Raw genomic sequence first — 20,390 nt, 5'->3', positions numbered from 1 at the left:
AGGAGTGTAAAGTATGAAAAACATACGTTTGCGCCCATTAGTTACAGCGATTTTATTAACAGGGTGTTCAACTCAAGTATTTGCGGCGTTAGGACTTAACCTATCGGTTGATATACGCTCACTAACCATGGGGAATGCAGTAACTGCAGACCCACCTGGAATTAGTGCGATTCATTTTAACCCCGCAGCATTAACTAAACTCAAAGGCTTACAAACTGACGTACAAGGGATTGTTGCAAACTTTGATATACAACGTGAATTTTCTGCGCCACCTGGTTATAACGTATTTGGTTATTCTGATGACCCATTGATCTGTAATGATGCACCAGACAATCCTTCGGGGCTTTGTACAGATTATAAAGATTCAGTGCGTGGCGATGTAGAGTATGCAAGTTTATATATTCCCATTCTAAAGAAAGTCGTGGATTTGGGACCTGGCTGGCCAGTGTTAGCGCCAACGGGAGGGATTTCTTATAATCCTCCAGGCTCAAAATTGACCTATGCAACTGCTGTATATGCACCAATGGTGGCAGGTTTTGGCTCAGAAGATGGTAACCCAGGTAACTATATGGGGCAGCAAGTTGCCATTGAGCGTATAACCTATTTGTCTCCATCTATTGCATACCAAGTCAGCGATGAATTGTCTATTGGTGCTTCGATCGGGATGTCATATAACGCAATGGCATTAAAAACTGATCTACGATTTCCAAATGAAATGATTGGTGTTCTACGATTGATTGATGAGTCCGTTTGTGGGCCTTTCCGAAACAACTCGAATGTAATTACTGACCTTATATTATTTGGTATTTGTAATGCAGATGAGGGCATGAACCCATTTGGTCAATTCGGCAAAATGCAGGTGAGTCTTGAGCAGAGTTTAAGCCCAAGTTATAACTTAGGTTTGATGTGGGAACCTACAGAAAACTTCGGTTTTGGTATGGTGTATCAAAGTTCCGCCAAAATGCGTATGAAAGGTAAATATTTTATCGACAATGCCAACGCACCACGCGAGCTTATAAAAGGCTTAAACTCTTCAGCAACAGGTCAGATTCTTGCGGCGATTTTAGGTTTTCCAGGCTATATTCCACCAACCGAATCAGGTTTGATTTCAATGGATTTGGAATATCCTGCTCATTTTCAAACCGGTATAAAATATAAAATTTTACCTGATTTACAGGTGAATTTTGATGTGGGCTGGACCGACTTTAAAGCATGGGAAAAGTTTCAATTTGAATTTGATCGACAAATTTCAGCATTAAAAATTGCCAAATTATTATCCAATCAAGTCACAGATACCTCATTGGCTTTTCCACTCGGCTTTCAATCACCGTGGAGCTGGGGAATTGGTATTGAGTATTCAGCAAATGATCGTCTAAAACTTCGTGCTGGTTATGAACCTCGTGCTAGTGCGATCCCCGATGATAAACGGAATACCATGGTGCCGATTAACAATGCGCAATTATTTGGTTTAGGTTTAGGTTATCGTTTTGATGAAGATAGTGATATTGACTTATCGATCGGTTTCTTGCGTAGCCGAGATAATATTCCAGCAAACAGCAGTAGTTTGGCCAATAAAACAGGGGTGGATAACTTGTTACTCAACCCATATGCTGGTTTAAATGTAAAGACCAATACAAAAGTTACAATTCTAGGGCTTAACTACAGAACGAGATGGTAATGCGTTTGAATGTTGGAAAAAAAACAGTCGTAACTTCTTTGTGGCTAGCTTTAAGTTTTAGTCTAGCCACATCAATTTCTTATGCTGCCAATTTTTATACAATTATTGGCCCTGATGGACATCCGATGATTGTTCAGAAACCTGAAGCAGCTCCAAAAGTAGATGTAAAGCAAAAAAATAAACTAGTACAAGACGTTAAACCAATACAAGAAGTCAAACAAATACAAGAGACTCAAGCTGCCAAGCCTAATGTACCAGTAATAGAAGCTCCAGCCATCGTTAAACAAAGTCAAAAAGAGAGGGCGCCTAAAAATACGCCATCAGCGGTTACTACTGCTCAGCCTGCACGGCAATCCGCTTTAATGGAGCATAAAGCTAAAATTCAAAGCCCTGTTCAGATATCAGATCAGCCTTTAGCACCAGCGTCACAGACGATAGTACCTCAGCTTGTTGTGGAAAAACCGCCACAGCAACCCGCTGATATTACTCAACAAACCAATAAGGTTGAGAAACTAGAGAAAATAACGCCAGTATACCAATCTGCGGTCAAGATCCATAAAGACGTTGTACAGAAAAGTACTCAAACGATAGAAGATCAGCATTTCACAGTTATTGATGGTGAACAATATGTTAATAATGAGTATTTAGAAGATCGTGAATTCAATTTAGAAGGTAAAAAAAGATTTTATATGACGCCTGAGATCGGCGCAGTGCATGGTCGTTATGAAACCATCGAACGGCAAAAAGGTTTAAGTAAGAGCCTTTTAAATAGTATTCGTGGCAATTCAGAATCGAAAGAAAAAAAACCAGTTGTTTTATCTTCAAGCTACTTTCGTTTACCTAAAGATGAGGTTGTTCATAATTTAGAACAAGCGTGTTTTTCTGGTAAAAAAATAACTAAAGCAAAAGATTTATCCATAAAAAATCAAGAAGTTGGCTTGTGGCCAGTTGCACCAATCAAAGAGACTTTTGCTTATGAAGTCGTGAAATTAGATTCTCAAGTGCAAAATATTTTATTAACATCTTATGCATCTTCTTCAAAGCTTCAAAGTTATTATTGGCCTTTGGTGGTATTTTTAGATGGACAAGGTTGTGTCCTCGAAGGTGTAAGTGGTTTTAAAAATGAAGAATCCCACGACAATAATTTACAATATGCGGCTATGGAAGGCGTTTTAAGAAAACCTGATCAAGCTGTATATCTATTTTTAACACCATTATCCTCAGCATTAGATGTGGAAAATAAGCAATTAACAAATCATGGACAAATTAAGCTGAGTGTAATTCAGTAAGGATGAAGATATGAAAAAAAGATTATTCGCCCCTTTAGTTTTAACAAGTTTAGGCCTAGCACTCGCAGGGTGCGGTGGTGAAAGTGCAACAGTCAATGAAGACCCAAATAAAGGTATTCCAACCTATTCAAATGGTTGTGATGCAGATTCTACAGAAAAATGTTTAGGTTTTTATGTTGACTATCCAGTGGATGGTTTAAATTTTGATTGTAGTACAGATACCAGAAATCATTATGCGACTAAACTAGAAGGTGGTTTGGCACTTGGTGGCTGTTTAATTGGCGATAAAGCAAAATTTTATATAAAAGGTTCTCAATCGGAAAGAAAAATTGTTTTAGGTGATGTTGACTTAGCAAAAGTACGCCCTTTAAAAGTGCGTGGTCAACCTGCTGCAATTGGTTTGATTGATATTGCAACTGCTATGACAGGTAAAGAACCAACCAGTATGACCATGAGTGATGAGACATTTAAAGTAATGGTTGGATTGGTTCGCGTTTTCCAAGCGATTGGGTTGGAGCAGGATGCCAATCAGGTTGGCGATGTACAACCCCTTGAGTTAACAGATAATATTAAAAATAATTTAACAACAGTCAATGCAGATATTGGGGTGGCTGATTTTATCAATGGTAGCTATGTTGAAAAATTAAAACCGTGGGTCAATATTGAAGCGGTTGATGAAGCTTCTGCAGTCGCGACTGCGCAACGCTTGGTTCAACAATCATTGGTAAATATTTATTCAACAAACTTCCTTATTTTCAGTGGTGCAAATGTTGATATTCAAGGCTTTACAGGTAAAAGTGAATTAAGCACCAAGAATGAATCTATCGCCAATATGTATTTAGTCACTGACCGTCAAGGTTATACCTCAGGTTATGCAATGCAATGGGTTGGTGTACCTCAAAAAGTAGAAGGCAGTACAATTGCTGACTCACTGTTAAAGTTTTTATTGCTCAATCAGGTTGTTCCACAAAAACTCAATGTAAATGGTCAACAAGGTTGGATCAATCCACTCACCCGTAAAATTACCTCTCCACTTGTATTTAAAAAAGATCAAAGTTCAACGGATAAACTTGAAATTTTTCAGGGCGCTTTGCTGAATAATACCAATGTCGCTGGTACTGAATATATGTATAAGCGAACAACGGGTGCAACCACGGCACCTGCGGACCCAACGATATATGGGAAATGGCGTCAAACTTTAAATGCTGATCAGCTTTCTGGTGGAATCGATATTTATAAAACCAATCCTGCCAATTATTTAGATCGAAAAGTTTTTCTCACTAAAAATACAGTAAAAGCTGGTGAAAAATACTATTTCCCACTGTATGCAAATATTACATTTGCTTTTGATAACAAAGAAGTTAATCCAAATACCCAAACACTGGGTATTGTGATTGATGAAAATGGAGATATCCGCACCAATTTAGGTAAAAATAGTGCGTTAAATTCAGATACATGTGCTGATGTAGATCCAAACACTTATGTTGATAAAGAAACAGGGGTACAACAATATCGTATTGGTACTACGGGTACAGCTTATATAAATGGTAATGTTGAAAAGTCGATTACACTTCGTATGATTTTGGCCAATCCTGTATTTGGTAGTCTTGATGGTGCATTAGCCGGTTTAAATGAAACATTAGTTGTTCGACCAACCAGTGGTACATCTGCAGAAGAAATAGCCAATGCTTCAGTTTCCTCTGGCGGTATACGCTTAAACCTACAACGATTAATCAATGAGCAAAATACAAACAATGGTGTCAATATTACCAGTTGGGATGGGGATAAGACGATTACTGCAACATGGGTAAATTTGCATGCATTTTATCAGTCAGTTTATAACAATATAGAGGCCAATAAGGATAAGACCACTCCTGAGCAAAAAGAGCTAGCAAAGCGTTTATCAGGGACTTTAACTGTAAGCTTACCGCAGTGTTATACCATTAAAACCAAGTAATTTATGTTGTCTAGTCCTGAAATAGGTTGACACTTATTTCATACAAACGCTCGATGCATTTCATCGGGCGTTTTGTATTTTAGCGACATATGCGGTCTACGAACATTATAAATTTCTATAGACTCTGCAACCATTCGCCTAGCTTCTTCAAGATTCTTTGGTTTATGAAGTAAATATTCATTCTTCAATATACCGTTGACCCTTTCAGCTAAAGCATTCTGATAACAATCATATCCATCGGTCATAGAACATCGAATATTATGTTTCTGATGTAATTCCTGATATTTCTTTGAACAATATTGTATGCCTCGATCTGAATGATGAATTAGTGAATATTGTGGGGCTTTACGTTCCTTTAATGCTTTGATATATGCTTGGCTAACAGCTTCTGCACCTAAATTGTCATCTACATGATAACCCACTATTTTTCTAGACCAAGCATCAGTGATTAGGCTTAGATAAGCTTCTCCTGTTTCTATAGGAAGATAGGTTATATCTGCAACCCAAAGTTGCTCTGGTTTCTGTGGTATCACTTGCCCAATTCCAAACTTAACCAAGTTAGGATGCTTGTGAAAACGATGGTGGCTATTCGTTGTCTTATGATATGCGCGTTTAGGTTGTACTAATAAACGATGATCTCTGAGTAAATCAAACAATCGATCTCTACCAATAGTGATACCTATTATCGTATTCAGTAAATAATGGAGTTTCCTTGTTCCAATACGAGGCTGAAACATTCTTTCTTGTCGAACTTGCTTTAATACATTTTGTTCATATCTATATCTTAGGTTCGATTGCTGGCATTGTTTGTAATAAGCTTGTCGAGTGATATCAAGATAATGGCAACATTCAGTGATACTAAAACCTATCGCTTGTTTTTCTTTAATGGCTTGCCTTGTGGCTTTTTTGTAGTGCTTACTCCGTAATCTCGTTCGAGTATATTTATAATGGATTCAAATAACTCTGCTTTTCTTTTTGTTTCATATAACTGTTGTTCAAGCTCTTTGATTCTTTGTTCGGGTGTGAGTGGTAAAGGATCAGACATTTGTTTTTCTCCATGACGTAATGGGGTGCCTTGACTCCAATCTAATCTACCATGCTTTCTTAACCAAGCTAAAACAGTTGAACGCCCTTGAATACCATATCTACTCTGAGCTTGTTTATAAGTCATTTCACCTTTTTCAACTTGATCTACGACTGATAATTTAAAAGCTAAGCTGTAATCTCTTTGTGTTCTTTTAACTATTGTTTTCATTACACTCTCCAAATTTAAGTTTAGAAAGTGTCAACCTTATCTAGGACGGGACATGTTAATTAAAAAAGCCTCAATTCAAGTGATTTGAATTGAGGCTTTTTTTGTGCTCATATTTTTAATGCTCAACCATTGGTCGAAGCAATATCTATTTGTGATTATCCTGTTTGATCTAATCGGGTGCCTAATGTTTCAAGATGCATTGGAAAGTTATTGGTTTTACGGTCTTCAAAATAATGTCTTAACGTGCGCTCTACACTTGGGAAAGCTAAATCGTTCCATGGAATCTCATGTTCTTCAAATAAACGACTTTCTATGGTTTCTTCACCAGCACCAAATACACCATCTTTTATTTGTGTTTTAAACAAAACATAAACTTGCCCAATCCGTGGAATATTATACATGCAGTAAAGTTGTTCAATTTCAACCTCAGCCTCAGATTCTTCACGTGTTTCGCGTGCTGCACCTTGTTCCATGGTTTCAAAAAGTTCCATATAACCGGCAGGTAAGGTCCATAGTCCATAACGTGGTTCTATTGCACGACGACATAGTAAAACTTTATTTTCCCAGATCGCCAAAGCGCCACAAATCACTTTAGGGTTAACATAATGAATGGTGCCGCAGTGTGTACAAACTTTACGGATTTTTTGATCACCTAAAGGAATTTTTTCTATGGTTGGATGACCACAAGCACTGCAAAAACTCATAAGCTTCATTAAAAATGTGAGATAACTCAGCATAACTGAAAAATTCTACTTTCGCATCATTTATAGCCTTATCGATAAAATTTCCTATATGATAGAACGAGAACAAAAAAGATAGAGTGAGATCAATGAAGGATGATGAGCTAACCCAAGTGTTGCAAAATCGATTACGTTTTGGCAAAAGAACCTACCCGGCCAATGCCGCAGTACTGATTGCAATTACTCAAGAAGCTGATCCTAAAATTTTACTGACGAGACGCTCTGCCTACTTATCAAATCATGCTGGAGAAGTTTCCTTTCCAGGCGGGAAACGCGATCCAAATGATACCAGTAATATCGTTGTGGCTTTGCGAGAAGCATGGGAAGAAACCGCACTCAATCCCTTTGATGTCAAGCTGATTGGTGATTTACCCATGGAACGGGCGAAAAGTGGATTGACAGTAAAACCTGTAGTTGGATTAATTCCTCCAGATATTCAGTTGATTGCTCAGCCGAGTGAAATTGATCGTATATTCTATGCACCGATTAAAAAAATGATGGAATCACAGCCTATTCCTTATGAGGTGCGTTTGGCACATCAATCGGTGTATTTTCCCAGTCTAAGAATTGAAAACGAAGTCATTTGGGGTTTAACCGCCAGAATTCTGATTTCGTTATTTAAATATGGTTTGGACTATCAAAAAAACTGGCCGTTTTTATTGAACTCGCCATCTTTTAAATCACAGATATTCAATAAAAAATAATGCTGAAAAGCTATGATCAAAACCAATGCTCTTAAAATATCTCAAAGGAATGTAATACCATGATGTATAAATTTAAAGGTTTTGTGCCAAAAGCATTGCATGCACCTTTTGATGGTTGGATTGCGGATAATGCGACAGTGATTGGTCAGGTTGAACTGGGGCAACAAGTCAGTGTCTGGTTTGGTGCAGTCATTCGTGCTGACAATGCCAAAATTCATATTGGGAATTTTAGTAATGTTCAGGAAAATGCCGTTTTACATACAGATACAGGGATTGAATTAACCGTTGGTGATTATGTAACCATTGGGCATCAAGCCATGTTGCATGGTTGTACGATAGGTGATAACAGTCTAATTGGTATTAATGCCGTGGTTTTAAATCATGCTGTGATTGGTAAAAATTGTATCATCGGTGCAAATAGTTTGATTCCAGAAGGTAAAGTTATTCCCGATAATTCCTTGGTGGTGGGTTCACCGGGTAAAGTCGTGCGAACTTTGGATGAGAATGCGGAGAATTTATTAAAAATGAGTGCCTTGCACTATGCTGACCATTACAAGAATTTTATTGATTTAGAAGAATTTAAATTTGATTAAAGTCGTGGTTTTAAAATTATCACTTAAATGCCAAGCACAATGTCTTGGCATTTTTATGGATTATTTTGATCTAATGGATTTTATCTAGCAGGCTTTATCTCTAAGCCCTCGCGCTATTGAAATGAGTGGAGTATCATAGGCAGCATTTTTAACACAGTAAGGTTGTGCATGAAATTGCTGGCATTGGAAACTGCCAATGAGCAGTGTTCCGTTTCGATTGTTGATGAAACTCAAACACTCTATTTTCAACTTGATACGCGAGCAAAAGCACAAACTCAAACCATTTTGCCGATGATTGAGCATGGTTTTGAGCAAAATCAAATCTCCAGTAAAGACTTGACTGCAATTGCATTTAGCCGTGGACCAGGTTCATTTAGTGGTGTACGTATCAATGCCGCAGTGACTCAAGCCTTAGCCTGGGCAAATGATATTCCTGTGATTCCAGTTTCAACCTTGCAAGCGTTGGCGCAAGCTGCTTATCAGCAAGCCCAATTGACTGAAGTCACCGCAGTTTTAGATGCACGTATGCAAGAAGTTTATATGGCAAGTTTTAAGCTTGACCAAAATAACATTATGCAACTTGTAGACGAAGAAAAATTATTAGACTATCAACACGCTGCAGAATATCAAAAATATACCTTGATCGGTTCAGGTTCAGCTTTGGTGAATGTTGAGGCAATCGCGTTTCAGCAGATTATTGCTTCTGCCAATGATATCGCCACAATTGCGCGTCAAAATGCACTGCAAAAGCAATGGTTCAGTGCAGAACAGGCTTTACCTGTATATTTACGTGATAATGCATGGAAGAAAATTCCAGAACAAGGTAAACCATAATCGTTTTTCGCTTTAATTTTTAGGATTTCACAATGGATCTTTTACTGCTACTCAAAGCAGCCATTATGGGTATTGTTGAAGGTATTACCGAATTCTTACCTATCTCAAGTACAGGTCATTTAATTCTTGCATCTGAGCTCATGAATTTCTGGACCAAAGAAAAGAGTGACTTATTTGTCGTTGCTATTCAAATGGGCGCAATCGCTGCGGTGATTTATGAGTATTGGGGCAAGCTTTGGGGCGCAGCAATCGGTCTATTTTCAGGTGAGCCGAAAGGGCGTCATCTTGGCGTCAGTATTATTGCAGCTTCTATTCCAATTATGCTGGTTGGCTTAACCTTTGGTGATATCGTAAAAGAGTTGTTGTTTAATGATATTTCTGTGGCGATTGGTTTAATCGTCGGTGGTTTAATCATTTGGTGGGTTGAAAAAAATCCACCAAAAGTCAATGCGGTTGAAGTGGAAAATATCTCGATTAAAGAAGCAATTTATATTGGTTTAATTCAGGTGTTGGCGCTTATTCCAGGGACTTCACGTTCAGGTGCAACCATTATTGGCGGCATGATGCTGGGTGTATCGCGTAAGGCTGCAACCGAATTTTCGTTCTTCCTCGGTATACCTGTTATTGTTGGTGCAGGCTTATTAGATCTTTTTAAAAATTACCATATTTATGAAACAACTCAAGATTGGACCGTATTCTTTGTGGGGCTAATTGTTTCTTTTGTTTCTGCTTTAATTTTGATCCGTGTTTTGGTGGCTTATGTTTCTAAGCGTGATTTCATGGTCTTTGCTTGGTATCGTATTGCTTCTGGTTTGTTGATTTTATTGTTTGCATTAACAGGTTGGAAATTATGGTAAGCGAAATTCGCTTATTTACTGAATCCACATTTTTTGAGAAAGCACAGTCCTACCAAACTGTGCTTTCTTTACGTGGTGTCGTGGTAAACATTGCAACGATTGAAAAACTCAATGCACGGTTTTTAAGACTGAACCCTGAACTTGCCTTGTGTGTTGATGAACAAGGGTTAAGCCTGTGTGCCAATGGCATGAAAATGCAGCCTGATTGGAAAGCTGAGATCCCACGTTTAAAACGTGCAACTTTAAAATCTGAAATGATTGCACGGGCATGTAATATTTCAGAAAAACCCAATTTAATTGATGCAACTGCTGGTCTAGGACATGACGCATTATTGATGGCACACTTAGGGGCGAAAGTAACCCTGATTGAACGTCATCCAATTTTATTTACTTTACTGGAAGATTCAAAAAAACAGCTGGAAAACGATCCGTTTTTAGCCAAAGTTGTTGAGCGTATTGATTTGGTTTTTTCTGATTCAGCTGAATATTTACAACAATTGATCATCACGCATCAAACTGTCGATGTTGTTTATTTAGATCCGATGTTTCCGCAGCGGGATCAAAATCAGCAAGCCATTAAAAAACAGGCACAAGTGAAAAAGCAAATGCAGCTCTTACACATGCTTTTACCTGAAGATGGTGAAATGGATTTAGGTGATCATCTTTTAGTCTTAGCACGGAAAATTGCCAAGCGAGTTGTGGTAAAACGTCCTAGACTGGCTGTATTTTTAAATGATCAGGCAACTGATCATCAATGGCAAGGTGATGCTTGTCGTTTTGATGCCTATTTTAACAGCAATCTTATTGAGTAATTTGGTAACTGTTTCAATAATAGTCGAATTATTGATATATAGTTAAATCAAACATTGATAATTTTTTAGCCAAGCCTAAACTAGATAGGCTGATTGAAGCCACTGCCTTAACAGAATCTTTATGATAGATCTTAAACCCTCGATTAACTTTTGGCATGATTTGAAAAGTAACCAACGTGCAGGGATTTGGTTATTCTTAGGTTCGCGAAAGTCTTTACAAATTGTTCGTCCATCGATTCTTCAATTGATTTTTTGGGGACTGTTGGGTGCAGGTGCAAATACACTATTTAGCTGGTTAGTTGCCGGTGATGGTGGTGTTTTTAATCGACAAGGTCTAGTCAGCTACGCATTGTGGCCTTTTATTGCCTTGATTGTGGGGATTTTCCTATCACAACGGACCAATAATCCACGTTTGATGTTGGTTCCAGCACTGTTATGGCTGGTACTTGATACGCACATCATGTTGTTTCAATGCTTGCTGCAATATTTAGGCAATCAAGATCTGCTGCCTTATTTCACTTACGATGTGATCCCACTGCTGTTTTTTGCTTTGTTTATTTGGCAAAGCCTTGCTGTGGTGTGGGTATTTTCAAGAGAATTACAATGGCCGTGGTGGGAACGTGCCTTGATCATGTTTGCGACTGTAGCCACTTTGTTTACTTGGCAGGTCTCGATTAAGGAACAGCCGATTTGGAAAGTAGAAGACGTTCCTCCAAGTATTAGCGAAAGTGCTTTTTATGCACAAAGTCATTTACTCAATAAAGCCTTGGAACAGGTGCAGTTTGGTGAGTTTGCACAAACGCATTGGTATTTTTTAGGCGTTGCTGGTGCAAGTTATCAAGACGTGTTTAAATTTGAAATTGATCGAATTAAAGAACAATTTGATACCCGTTTTGGAACCTTTGGACGCTCTGTTGAGTTGGTCAATAATCCACAAAGCATTAAAGATACACCAATTGCTTCTAGAACCAGTATAGATCTGGCTTTACGCCGTATTGGTCAACAAATGAATCGCGAAAGTGATGTATTGTTTCTTTATATGACTTCTCATGGCTTGCCTAATCGTTTTGAACTCGAAAATGAACCGATTAATTTGGATGATGTTGACCCAAAATGGTTAAGAGAAACCCTCGATAAATCAGGTATTCGTTGGAAAGTGATCGTAATTTCAGCCTGTTATTCAGGTAGCTTTGTTTCAGCACTCCAATCACCAGATACCTTGATTATTACTGCTTCTGCAGCAGATCGCGCCTCATTTGGTTGTTCAAATGAAGCTGATTATACTTATTTTGGCCGTGCTTTCTTTGATCAGGCAATGCGTGAACAAGATTCTCTCAAAGCTGCATTTAAAGAAGCGACTGAAACAGTTGCGAAATGGGAAAATGCACAAGGCTTTGATCCATCTGAACCGCAATGGGTGATTGGGAAAAATATGGAAATGATGTTACCGCAGTTAGAACAACATTTATTTCCACAACAAGGCGTTATTACTACTGCGCAAACCCAAAATGTAAAACTGGATACACAACAAAAGCCATGATAAATAACGGCGCTTTAAATGCGAAAGCAAAAGCGCTTTAATTTATATTGAGTTGAATCTGTTGATGTTATAAGACGGTAGACCTAAACAATTTAAAGATCAAAATGTGGAGCGATGCGCTGATGGAACTTTTAAGTAAAAATATCTGTTTTGATGGTGAACAAAGAATTTATCAAATTCAGTCAAATTATTTAAAAGGGGCAACGAAGTTTGCGACATATCTTCCGCCTCAAGCATTAAAAGGGCAGAAATGTCCTGCATTATTCTATTTAGCGGGACTGACCTGTACGGAAGAAACCTTTATTATCAAAGCACATGCACAGCGCTTAGCATCTCAGCTTGGTCTAATTTTGATCGCACCAGATACATCACCTCGTGGTGAACAGGTTGCACAAGGTGATTCATGGGATTTGGGGCAGGGTGCAGGATTCTATCTCAATGCAACTCAAGCACCTTGGGCTGAACATTTTCAGATGGAAAGTTATATAGTAGATGAACTTTATCCATTGCTAATAAAAAGTTTACCGATTCAATCTGAAGCTGTGGGAATCTTTGGTCATAGTATGGGCGGGCATGGGGCATTAACACTGGCTTGGAAATATCCAAATTATTTTAAATCAGTATCAGCTTTTGCCCCGATTTGTGCACCAACAGAATGTCCTTGGGGTGAAAAAGCCTTTTCACACTATTTAGGCGCTGATCAGTCTGAATGGGCAAAGCATGATGCGACCCAATTACTACTTTCTAAAGGTCAGTTATTTGACGAAGTGCTTATCGATCAAGGTATAAAAGATCAGTTTTATAGTCAATTGAACCCTGAGAAATACCAACAAGCCTGTCATAAAGTTGGGCAAAAACTCACATTAAGATTTCATGAAGGTTATGATCACGGTTATTATTTCATTCAAAGTTTTATTGATGACCATTTACAATTTCATGCTTTGCAACTACAAAAATAATTGAATCGTCGAACAAAAACTGAATTTTGAGTAAAAGTAAATCGTTGTTTGCTTTTACTCTATTTCTTTCAGTGCAGAAAAAATATAAACTGCTTTTTGAGGTTTTTTATTTCATATCATTTTAGATTGTCATCAAATAATTTAAATAAAGAGAAGAATATGCAAGAACAAATACCGCCTCCATTTCCGAGTCATTTGAATTTGGAAAAAGGCGCTAAACCACCAGAAATACAGCAGCCCGCAGACCAGCAATATCCTAGAATTCACCGTTTTAAATTTCACGGCGATGCGATGGAATATTTTGGTATATGGATTGTGAATATCTTATTGACCATCATTACCTTAAGTTTGTACGCGCCTTGGGCGAAAGTACGTCGTTTACGTTATTTTTATGGTAATACTGAATTCTTTAAAAGACGTTTTGACTTTACTGGTATTCCTACCAAAATTTTAGTTGGACGTTTGATTGCGTTGGGTATTTATGCCGCCTTTTCAATTTCCTCGCAGTATTCCATGATTGCGACGGTGGTTGGTTTAGTGGTGCTGTATGCAGCAGTGCCATGGCTTATCCGTGCAACAATGCGCTTTACCGCAAGAAACAGTAAATTCGGCAACAGTCGGTTTTATTTTGCGGGAACTACAAAAGAATCCTATAAAGTCTTTTTTCTCAGTATCTTAATTTATATTTTTAGTTTAGGAATATTTGCTCCTGTTGCGATCTGGTTGTATAAGAAGTACTACATCGATCATTTATATGCAGGGCAGTTGGATTTTAAATTGAATGCTGATTGGTCAGCTTATATGGCGGCAGTTTACATTCCAATTTTTATGTCTTTTGGAATCATGCTGGCATTTGGCATTATTTATTTCGGTATTATCGGTTTTATTGCAGGGTATACGCCAAACTTTTTTATCTTTGGTGTCTTTGCGATGTACGCTGTGGCAGGATTGTTTATTTATCCATTGATCGCGGCACGTATTTTTATTACCACATGGAACAATACAACGGTTGGAAGCAGTCAATTTAAAACAGATTGTAATCAATGGCGTTATGCATGGATTGTGGCATCAAATTGGCTGGTTAAAATATTAAGTATTGGTTTAATGTCTGCATGGGCGGCAATTCGTATTCACAAATATCAAGTTGATTCGATGAGTTTAATTTTGCATGATGATCCAGATCAAATGATGAATCTTGCACAGCAAGAGCAAAGTGCTTTAGCTGAAGAAATTAGTGACATCTTCGACATTGATATTTCTTTATAATGATATGAGTTGAATAATTTATGTCACGACCAATAGAAGTCATTTTCTATGATGGTGTGGTGTCTAAACCACACCATGCCCAACTTTCCGCTCAATCTGAGTCCGAGGTACTGATTCAGTATGGTGAACGTTTAGAACATCAACGCCGTTATGCATATCGCGATATGGAATTAATTGGCGCACTGGGGCAATTAAATCCTGCGATTGAGCTTAAAGATGATGCACGGATTGAGTTCCAGGGGGCTTTACCAGAATGGTTTAATTTTGGGACTAAAAATGTTCAGCATTCGATCTGGAAATTAGAACGTTCTCCAAGTTTAATTGTATTCAGTATCATCTTTGTGGTGGCTTTTGTTTTTGCTTTAGTGAAATGGGGTGTTCCAGCAGCATCACATTATGTTGCTTTTCAGCTGCCTGAAAATAGTTTGAATAAATTAGGCGATGAAGCAGAAAAATATGTATTGAACAATTGGACTAATCCTAGTCATTTGGCACAAGGTCAAAAAGATCAAATTTCCAAGCAATATCTAAGTACTATCGCTGAAGGCAGACCAGCAAAATTGGTCTTCCGTGAAGGTGGGCGATTGGGCGCTAATGCAGTGGCTTTACCTAACAATACGATTATTATCACCGATGAACTGATTGAAATGGCGCATAGTGATCAAGAGATTTTAGGTGTATTGGCACATGAGCAAGGGCATTTGGTGGAACGGCATAGCTTACAACAAGGCTTGACCAGTTTGGGGTTGAGTGTGTTGTATATTGCCATGACGGGAGACAGCTCAGACCTATTGACCTCGTTACCTGCCGCGATGATTGGTGCGAATTATTCACGCAAATTTGAAGCTGAGGCGGATATGTATGCGCTGAAATTGATGGATCGTAAAGGCATTGAAGTGTCTCATTTTGCGAATTTCTTACAACGCTTAAGTGATGAAACTGCACTGGAAGAAAAACCAAAGCAGGCAGGCAAAACGGATGAAGCTGATAAAAAAACTGACCCAAATAAAAAACAATCTCAAAATGAGTCTAGTGAAAAAGAGAGCTCTTTAGAGATTTTTGATGCCTTGTCTTCACATCCTGCAACTGAAGAACGCATTAAAATGGTTCGTGATTTTGAGAAAAAACAACAGGCTAAACCTTAAACAGTATAGATAAGCGATGTTTATCTATAGATTGTGCAAGGTGGCGGTGACTGGATCTAGGGCTTAATGAAGCCCTTTATTTTTGTATTTTTCTCCAAAGATCAGACCACTCTTTAAAACCCATATCATCAAGTAATAGGCAGCCGCTGATTCAACCAGATTGATTGCTCTGACCTGATAAATGAGCAAGATAAGTAAAACTGTTGCTTTTTAAAACAACCCAATAGGGTAAGTTTGTTATAATGGGAAAAATTTTTATCTTTGCCAGGTTGTTTCATGTCCAAGCCATATCTGATTGCACCTTCAATTTTATCTGCTGATTTTGCCCGTCTGGGTGAAGATGTGGAAAATGTATTGGCAGCTGGTGCAGATGTTGTCCACTTTGATGTCATGGATAACCACTATGTGCCAAACCTAACTTTTGGTGCGGGTATATGTAAGGCATTAAAGAAATATGGGATCAAAGCTCCGATTGATGTGCATCTTATGGTTTCACCTGTTGATCGTATGATTGGTGATTTCTTAGAAGCAGGCGCAGATATTATTACTTTTCATCCTGAAGCAACGCATCATATCGACCGTTCATTACAATTGATTAAAGATGGTGGTGCTAAAGCAGGTTTGGTGTTTAATCCAGCAACACCTTTGCATTATCTCGACTATGTTTTAGATAAAGTGGATCAAGTGCTTTTAATGAGTGTAAACCCTGGCTTTGGCGGTCAAAAATTTATTCCTACCACTTTGGATAAATTACGTGAGGCACGTAAAATTATTGATGCTTCAGGTCGTGACATTCGTTTAGAAATTGATGGCGGTGTTGGCCCAGCAAATATCCGTGAAATTGCTGAAGCAGGAGCTGATATGTTTGTTGCTGGTTCGGCAATTTTTAGTAAGCCTGATTATCAAGCTGTGATTAACGAAATGCGCGCTGAGTTAGCAAAAGTTGGACAAGTTTCGGCTTAAACTTTTCCACAAATGTATTGTGTGAATTGTGGATAACTTTGATGATAACTATATGGATAACCATGTTGATAAGCATATGGATAAGCTGGGTATAGATTAATCAAAGCGTGATCAATCGTTTATCAGACATGCAATTTTTGTTTAAAAAGAGCTCAAATGAGCTCTTTTTTAATAAGAATAGTCCGCTACTCATCGATTTAATTATTCATTTTTTATTCAAAGTGAAGGTGATGGAAAATTATTCAGTGATATTGGCAATCTTTCCACGTGATATTTGCCAAACTCGTCATTATTGGCTATGCTCTTAACTTCATCATAGATTAAAACATAGGTTTTAGTTTTGTTTAGACAACTGCACAAACAGCTTTGGTTTGTTTGTCTTATGGTTTTTGCCATAGGCTGGAGCAGTGTGTCTATTGCATCTGTAAATGTGATGCAACATGAGCAAATGATGAATTCATCACTTTTAGATGGACATCAATCGATGATGAAAAACAGTGTTGTACAAGAAATGAAACAGCACTGTGCCGATATACAACAAAAACAAAATGATCAAAACTCGCATCTCAATCATGAGCAACAGCTACAAAATCTAAAAGATTGCCATAATCAACAGGTTCAATCTCAAGATACGCAGCAGAGCAAATGCCTAGACTGTGCTGCATTCTCATGCCAATCTTCAGTGGTTTGGTTCAATCCTGATATTCCCAAATTGATTGCACCCGATCATCTGCACAATACTCAAGCCTATCAAATCAATTACCAAGCTCAGCACCTCGCAGGGCATTGGCAAGAAATCCTACGTCCTCCAAAAGCTTAATCTGATTTTAGACACTTTTTTATTCAAAGTTGCTTGTTAAAATTTAGGTTAAGTTATGTTTATTCAGTTATCTCAAAAGCGATTAGCTCAAAGCTTGGTTGCGACATTGTGCTTGGTTTCCTCAACTTGGGGAATTGCCGCAATCAAAGAATATCAACTCAGCATTGATGAAGGAATCGTCAATGTAACAGGTAAACCGGTAAAACGAATTACTGTAAATGGCCAGTTTCCCGCACCACTTTTAGAATTTGAAGAAGGTGATGAAGCGGTGATTCGAGTTAAAAATAATTTAAAGAATCAGGATTCATCGATCCATTGGCATGGCCTATTATTGCCCGGCATTATGGATGGTGTACCTGGCTTTAATGGTTATAACGGGATCAAACCCAACGAAGAATTTGTCTATAAGTTCAAAGTTCGTCAGAGTGGAACCTATTGGTATCATGCCCATTCGAAAGGCCAAGAACAGGATGGTTTATATGGTTCTTTAGTGATTTATCCAAAGAATAAAAAACCGCTGGCAGCGCATGAACGCACAGATCGTGATTATGTGGTGATGTTGTCGGATTTTCATGAGCAAACCAGTGACCAGATCCAAAAAAATCTAAAGGTTTCCGCAGAATATTATCAAAATCGACGTGAAACATTAGGGGATGTTTGGAAACAGTTACAACGTGATGGTCTAAAAGCAACGTGGTCTGATCGCAAAATGTGGAATCAGATGCGTATGTTAAAAACAGATATGTCAGATGTGACAGGTTATACCTTTCTTGTAAACGGAAAAACCCCTGAACAAAATTGGACGGGTCTGTTTAAGCCAAATGAAAAAGTTCGACTGCGCTTTGTGAATGCATCGGCAATGTCGTTCTTTGATGTACGTATACCTCAGCTTAAAATGACAGTGGTCAGTGCCGATGGGCAGCCTGTAAAGCCAGTGGCTGTGGATGAATTTCGTATAGGTACTGCTGAAACCTATGATGTGATTGTTGAACCTAAAACCAATCATTATCAGATTGAGGCAGAGTCTATTGACCGTTCAGGATTTGCGATTGGAACACTCCACAATGAATTAACAGCAAAAAGTGCTGCTATTCATATGCCTGCTGCTCGTCCACGTGCTGTGCTAACTATGGAAGATATGGGAGGTCATGGTGGCGGAGGGATGGATCACTCCAAGATGAGTATGGGTGATATGTCAGGCATGGACCATTCAAAAATGAATGCCAACGATATGCAGGGTATGGACCATTCAAAAATGAATGCTGATGCTATGCAAGGTATGGACCATTCAAAAATGAATGCCAATGAAATGCAAGGTATGGATCATTCAAAAATGAATGCCAACGAAATGCAAGGCATGGATCATTCAAAAATGAATGCTGACGATATGCAAGGTATGGATCATTCAAAAATGAATGCTGACGATATGCAGGGTATGGATCATTCACAGCATCGCAATTCATCGGCAGCGCAAAAAAATGATCAAGTGGTTTATGGTTGGGCAAATGCATCGACACCGCAAGGAGATAAAGCACTGCAATACAGTGATTTAAAATCACTAACCCCACAACCTGATACTCGGGATGCCACCAGTGAATTGGTGATTCGCTTAGGCGGAACCATGGAACGTTATGTTTGGACAATTAATGGTAAAAAATTCAGTGATGCTGAGCCACTCAAAGTGAAATATGGCGAACGTATTCGAATTAAATTTATCAATGACAGTATGATGGCGCATCCAATGCATTTACACGGCATGTTTATGCAATTGGAAAATGGTCAGCCTGCTGTGGATATGCCTAATAAACACACCATTGTTATACCACCTGCAAAAACAGTTACAGCATTATTAACCGCTGATGAATTGGGTGAATGGGCAATCCATTGTCATTTGCTCTACCACATGAGTGCAGGGATGATGAATAAATTGATTGTTGCCAATGTGAGTGATGGCAAAGTGTCCACCCAGCCAGTTCAAACAACAAATACCACTCAAAAGGCTGAAGTGAAAGGAGACGAACATGCAAATCATTAATCTTTTTTCTAAATCAGTTCTGGCAAGTTCATTACTTATGCTGAGTGGTTTGGCTTTGGCCCATGAAGGGCATCAGATGCAAAGTGATGCGAGTATTGCGACAGACCCAACTGTAGTGACTGATCATTCAAGCATTGATCATTCAAAAATGAATCAGTTGGATGAGCAAAGCAATGCTGTAGATCATACACAACATCAAGCGCTTACAACCACTACGGGAGAGGAAAGCATAGCTTCACATAGTACCCATGATCATCGTAAAGAACATGGTGCGCAGGTTTATCAGCGAGTGACTATTGATAATGCTTGGATGCTGGATGAAGATGGAAAAGGTACTTTAGATTCATCTTTAGAGTTACGCATAGGTACTGATGAAAATAAGTTATTCATTAAAGGGAGCTCCAGTAAGGCTGAATCAGACAAAATAGAATATGATCTAAGTGCCCTCTATAGCCGTAACATTGCTGATTTTTGGGATGTACAGGCGGGTGTGCGTTACAGTGATAATCCTGAACGAACCACTGATCAGGAACGTGTAGATGCGGCTTTGGGTTTACACGGCTTGGCGCAGTACTTTTTTGAAACAGATGCTTATCTGTATTTCGGACAGGACAGTCGGGTTGAATTTAGCCTAGAAACTGAACGTGATTTATTATTGACACAAAAGCTGATTTTAAAGCCTTATTTAGATTTAAATGTGGTCTTTAGCGATGATTCACGCTATGCCCAAAAAACAGGCCTAAACAGTATTAAAACAGGTTTAGAAACCCGTTATGAAATCACAAAAAAGGTGATGCCTTATGTAAGTGTGGCCTATGCATATTCTAAAGGTAACAAAGAGACAGCATGGCAAACTGCAACTAACTCCGAATCAGGTTGGTTATATGGTGCAGGTCTGCGTTTTAGATTCTAAGCTTTCGTTTTTTGTATAAAGCAAAAGGTC

18 protein-coding genes are annotated in these 20,390 nt (G+C 38.5%); 16 read left to right on the top strand and 2 right to left on the bottom strand.

Going from position 1 to position 20,390, the window contains the following annotated elements; genetic code table 11:
• The first annotated feature begins 13 nt into the window (after nt 1-13).
• The 3 genes from filD to filF are packed head-to-tail and all read left to right on the top strand — an operon-like array spanning nt 14 to nt 4,924.
• On the top strand, nt 14-1,678 hold the full coding sequence (gene filD / locus ACZ5QH_RS18715; RefSeq protein WP_004817633.1) for a putative pilus system OmpP1/FadL family transporter FilD: 1,665 nt from the start codon (nt 14-16) through the stop codon (nt 1,676-1,678).
• Nucleotides 1,678-2,967 (top strand): putative pilus assembly protein FilE, encoded by a 1,290-nt coding sequence (filE, locus tag ACZ5QH_RS18710; RefSeq protein WP_303577606.1) that lies wholly within the window; start codon nt 1,678-1,680, stop codon nt 2,965-2,967. Before filD ends, filE begins: the two co-directional genes overlap by 1 nt.
• Nucleotides 2,968-2,977: 10 nt before the next feature.
• On the top strand, nt 2,978-4,924 hold the full coding sequence (gene filF, locus ACZ5QH_RS18705) for a putative pilus system protein FilF (protein ID WP_096735031.1): 1,947 nt from the start codon (nt 2,978-2,980) through the stop codon (nt 4,922-4,924).
• Between the two features lie 38 nt (nt 4,925-4,962).
• Here filF and ACZ5QH_RS18700 read toward each other — a convergent pair.
• A protein-coding gene (locus ACZ5QH_RS18700; protein ID WP_244012906.1) for an IS3 family transposase occupies nt 4,963-6,179 on the bottom strand; the annotation gives its coding sequence in 2 pieces (ribosomal slippage) (nt 4,963-5,834 and nt 5,834-6,179; 1,218 coding nt in all).
• Between the two features lie 155 nt (nt 6,180-6,334).
• Nucleotides 6,335-6,883 (bottom strand): NUDIX hydrolase, encoded by a 549-nt coding sequence (locus ACZ5QH_RS18695; RefSeq protein ID WP_303577930.1) that lies wholly within the window; start codon nt 6,881-6,883, stop codon nt 6,335-6,337.
• Between the two features lie 125 nt (nt 6,884-7,008).
• On the opposite strand from ACZ5QH_RS18695, the gene ACZ5QH_RS18690 reads away from it, so the two are divergent.
• From ACZ5QH_RS18690 to ACZ5QH_RS18630, 13 genes are all read left to right on the top strand, one after another.
• Entirely contained in the window at nt 7,009-7,623 is a 615-nt protein-coding gene (locus tag ACZ5QH_RS18690) for a CoA pyrophosphatase (RefSeq protein ID WP_303577931.1), read from the top strand.
• A gap of 59 nt (nt 7,624-7,682) precedes the next feature.
• The gene (locus ACZ5QH_RS18685) at nt 7,683-8,216 is read left to right on the top strand and encodes a gamma carbonic anhydrase family protein (RefSeq protein ID WP_303577932.1); all 534 of its coding nucleotides are present in this window, start codon (nt 7,683-7,685) and stop codon (nt 8,214-8,216) included.
• A 168-nt stretch (nt 8,217-8,384) separates the two neighbouring features.
• A complete protein-coding gene (gene tsaB, locus ACZ5QH_RS18680; RefSeq protein WP_303577933.1) occupies nt 8,385-9,050 on the top strand; it encodes a tRNA (adenosine(37)-N6)-threonylcarbamoyltransferase complex dimerization subunit type 1 TsaB in 666 nt (221 codons plus the stop codon).
• Between the two features lie 32 nt (nt 9,051-9,082).
• Nucleotides 9,083-9,907, top strand: coding sequence for an undecaprenyl-diphosphate phosphatase (locus ACZ5QH_RS18675; RefSeq protein ID WP_004817618.1), 825 nt, complete (start codon nt 9,083-9,085; stop codon nt 9,905-9,907).
• Complete coding sequence (locus tag ACZ5QH_RS18670; RefSeq protein ID WP_034613851.1) at nt 9,901-10,719, top strand: class I SAM-dependent methyltransferase; 819 nt, start codon at nt 9,901-9,903, stop codon at nt 10,717-10,719. The genes ACZ5QH_RS18675 and ACZ5QH_RS18670 overlap by 7 nt, the downstream gene beginning before the upstream one ends.
• A gap of 121 nt (nt 10,720-10,840) precedes the next feature.
• On the top strand, nt 10,841-12,259 hold the full coding sequence (locus ACZ5QH_RS18665) for a C13 family peptidase (RefSeq protein WP_303577934.1): 1,419 nt from the start codon (nt 10,841-10,843) through the stop codon (nt 12,257-12,259).
• Between the two features lie 122 nt (nt 12,260-12,381).
• Nucleotides 12,382-13,218, top strand: a complete 837-nt coding sequence (fghA, locus tag ACZ5QH_RS18660; protein ID WP_004817613.1) for an S-formylglutathione hydrolase — start codon at nt 12,382-12,384, stop codon at nt 13,216-13,218.
• A gap of 159 nt (nt 13,219-13,377) precedes the next feature.
• On the top strand, nt 13,378-14,484 hold the full coding sequence (locus ACZ5QH_RS18655; protein WP_303577935.1) for a YjgN family protein: 1,107 nt from the start codon (nt 13,378-13,380) through the stop codon (nt 14,482-14,484).
• 20 nt (nt 14,485-14,504) lie between these two features.
• Nucleotides 14,505-15,629: a M48 family metallopeptidase gene (locus tag ACZ5QH_RS18650; RefSeq protein ID WP_303577936.1), complete on the top strand. Its 1,125-nt coding sequence runs from the start codon at nt 14,505-14,507 to the stop codon at nt 15,627-15,629.
• Between the two features lie 276 nt (nt 15,630-15,905).
• Entirely contained in the window at nt 15,906-16,592 is a 687-nt protein-coding gene (gene rpe / locus ACZ5QH_RS18645) for a ribulose-phosphate 3-epimerase (protein WP_034613857.1), read from the top strand.
• Nucleotides 16,593-17,001: 409 nt separating this feature from the next.
• Complete coding sequence (locus ACZ5QH_RS18640) at nt 17,002-17,412, top strand: hypothetical protein (protein WP_303577937.1); 411 nt, start codon at nt 17,002-17,004, stop codon at nt 17,410-17,412.
• 55 nt (nt 17,413-17,467) lie between these two features.
• On the top strand, nt 17,468-19,447 hold the full coding sequence (locus ACZ5QH_RS18635; RefSeq protein ID WP_303577938.1) for a multicopper oxidase domain-containing protein: 1,980 nt from the start codon (nt 17,468-17,470) through the stop codon (nt 19,445-19,447).
• A complete protein-coding gene (locus ACZ5QH_RS18630; RefSeq protein ID WP_303577939.1) occupies nt 19,434-20,360 on the top strand; it encodes a copper resistance protein B in 927 nt (308 codons plus the stop codon). The genes ACZ5QH_RS18635 and ACZ5QH_RS18630 overlap by 14 nt, the downstream gene beginning before the upstream one ends.
• Nucleotides 20,361-20,390 lie beyond the last annotated feature (30 nt).

This window comes from Acinetobacter sp. Ac8, from assembly GCF_055392545.1.
Note: the sequence above shows the minus strand (reverse complement) of the source record. Positions and strands in the feature narration are given on the sequence as shown.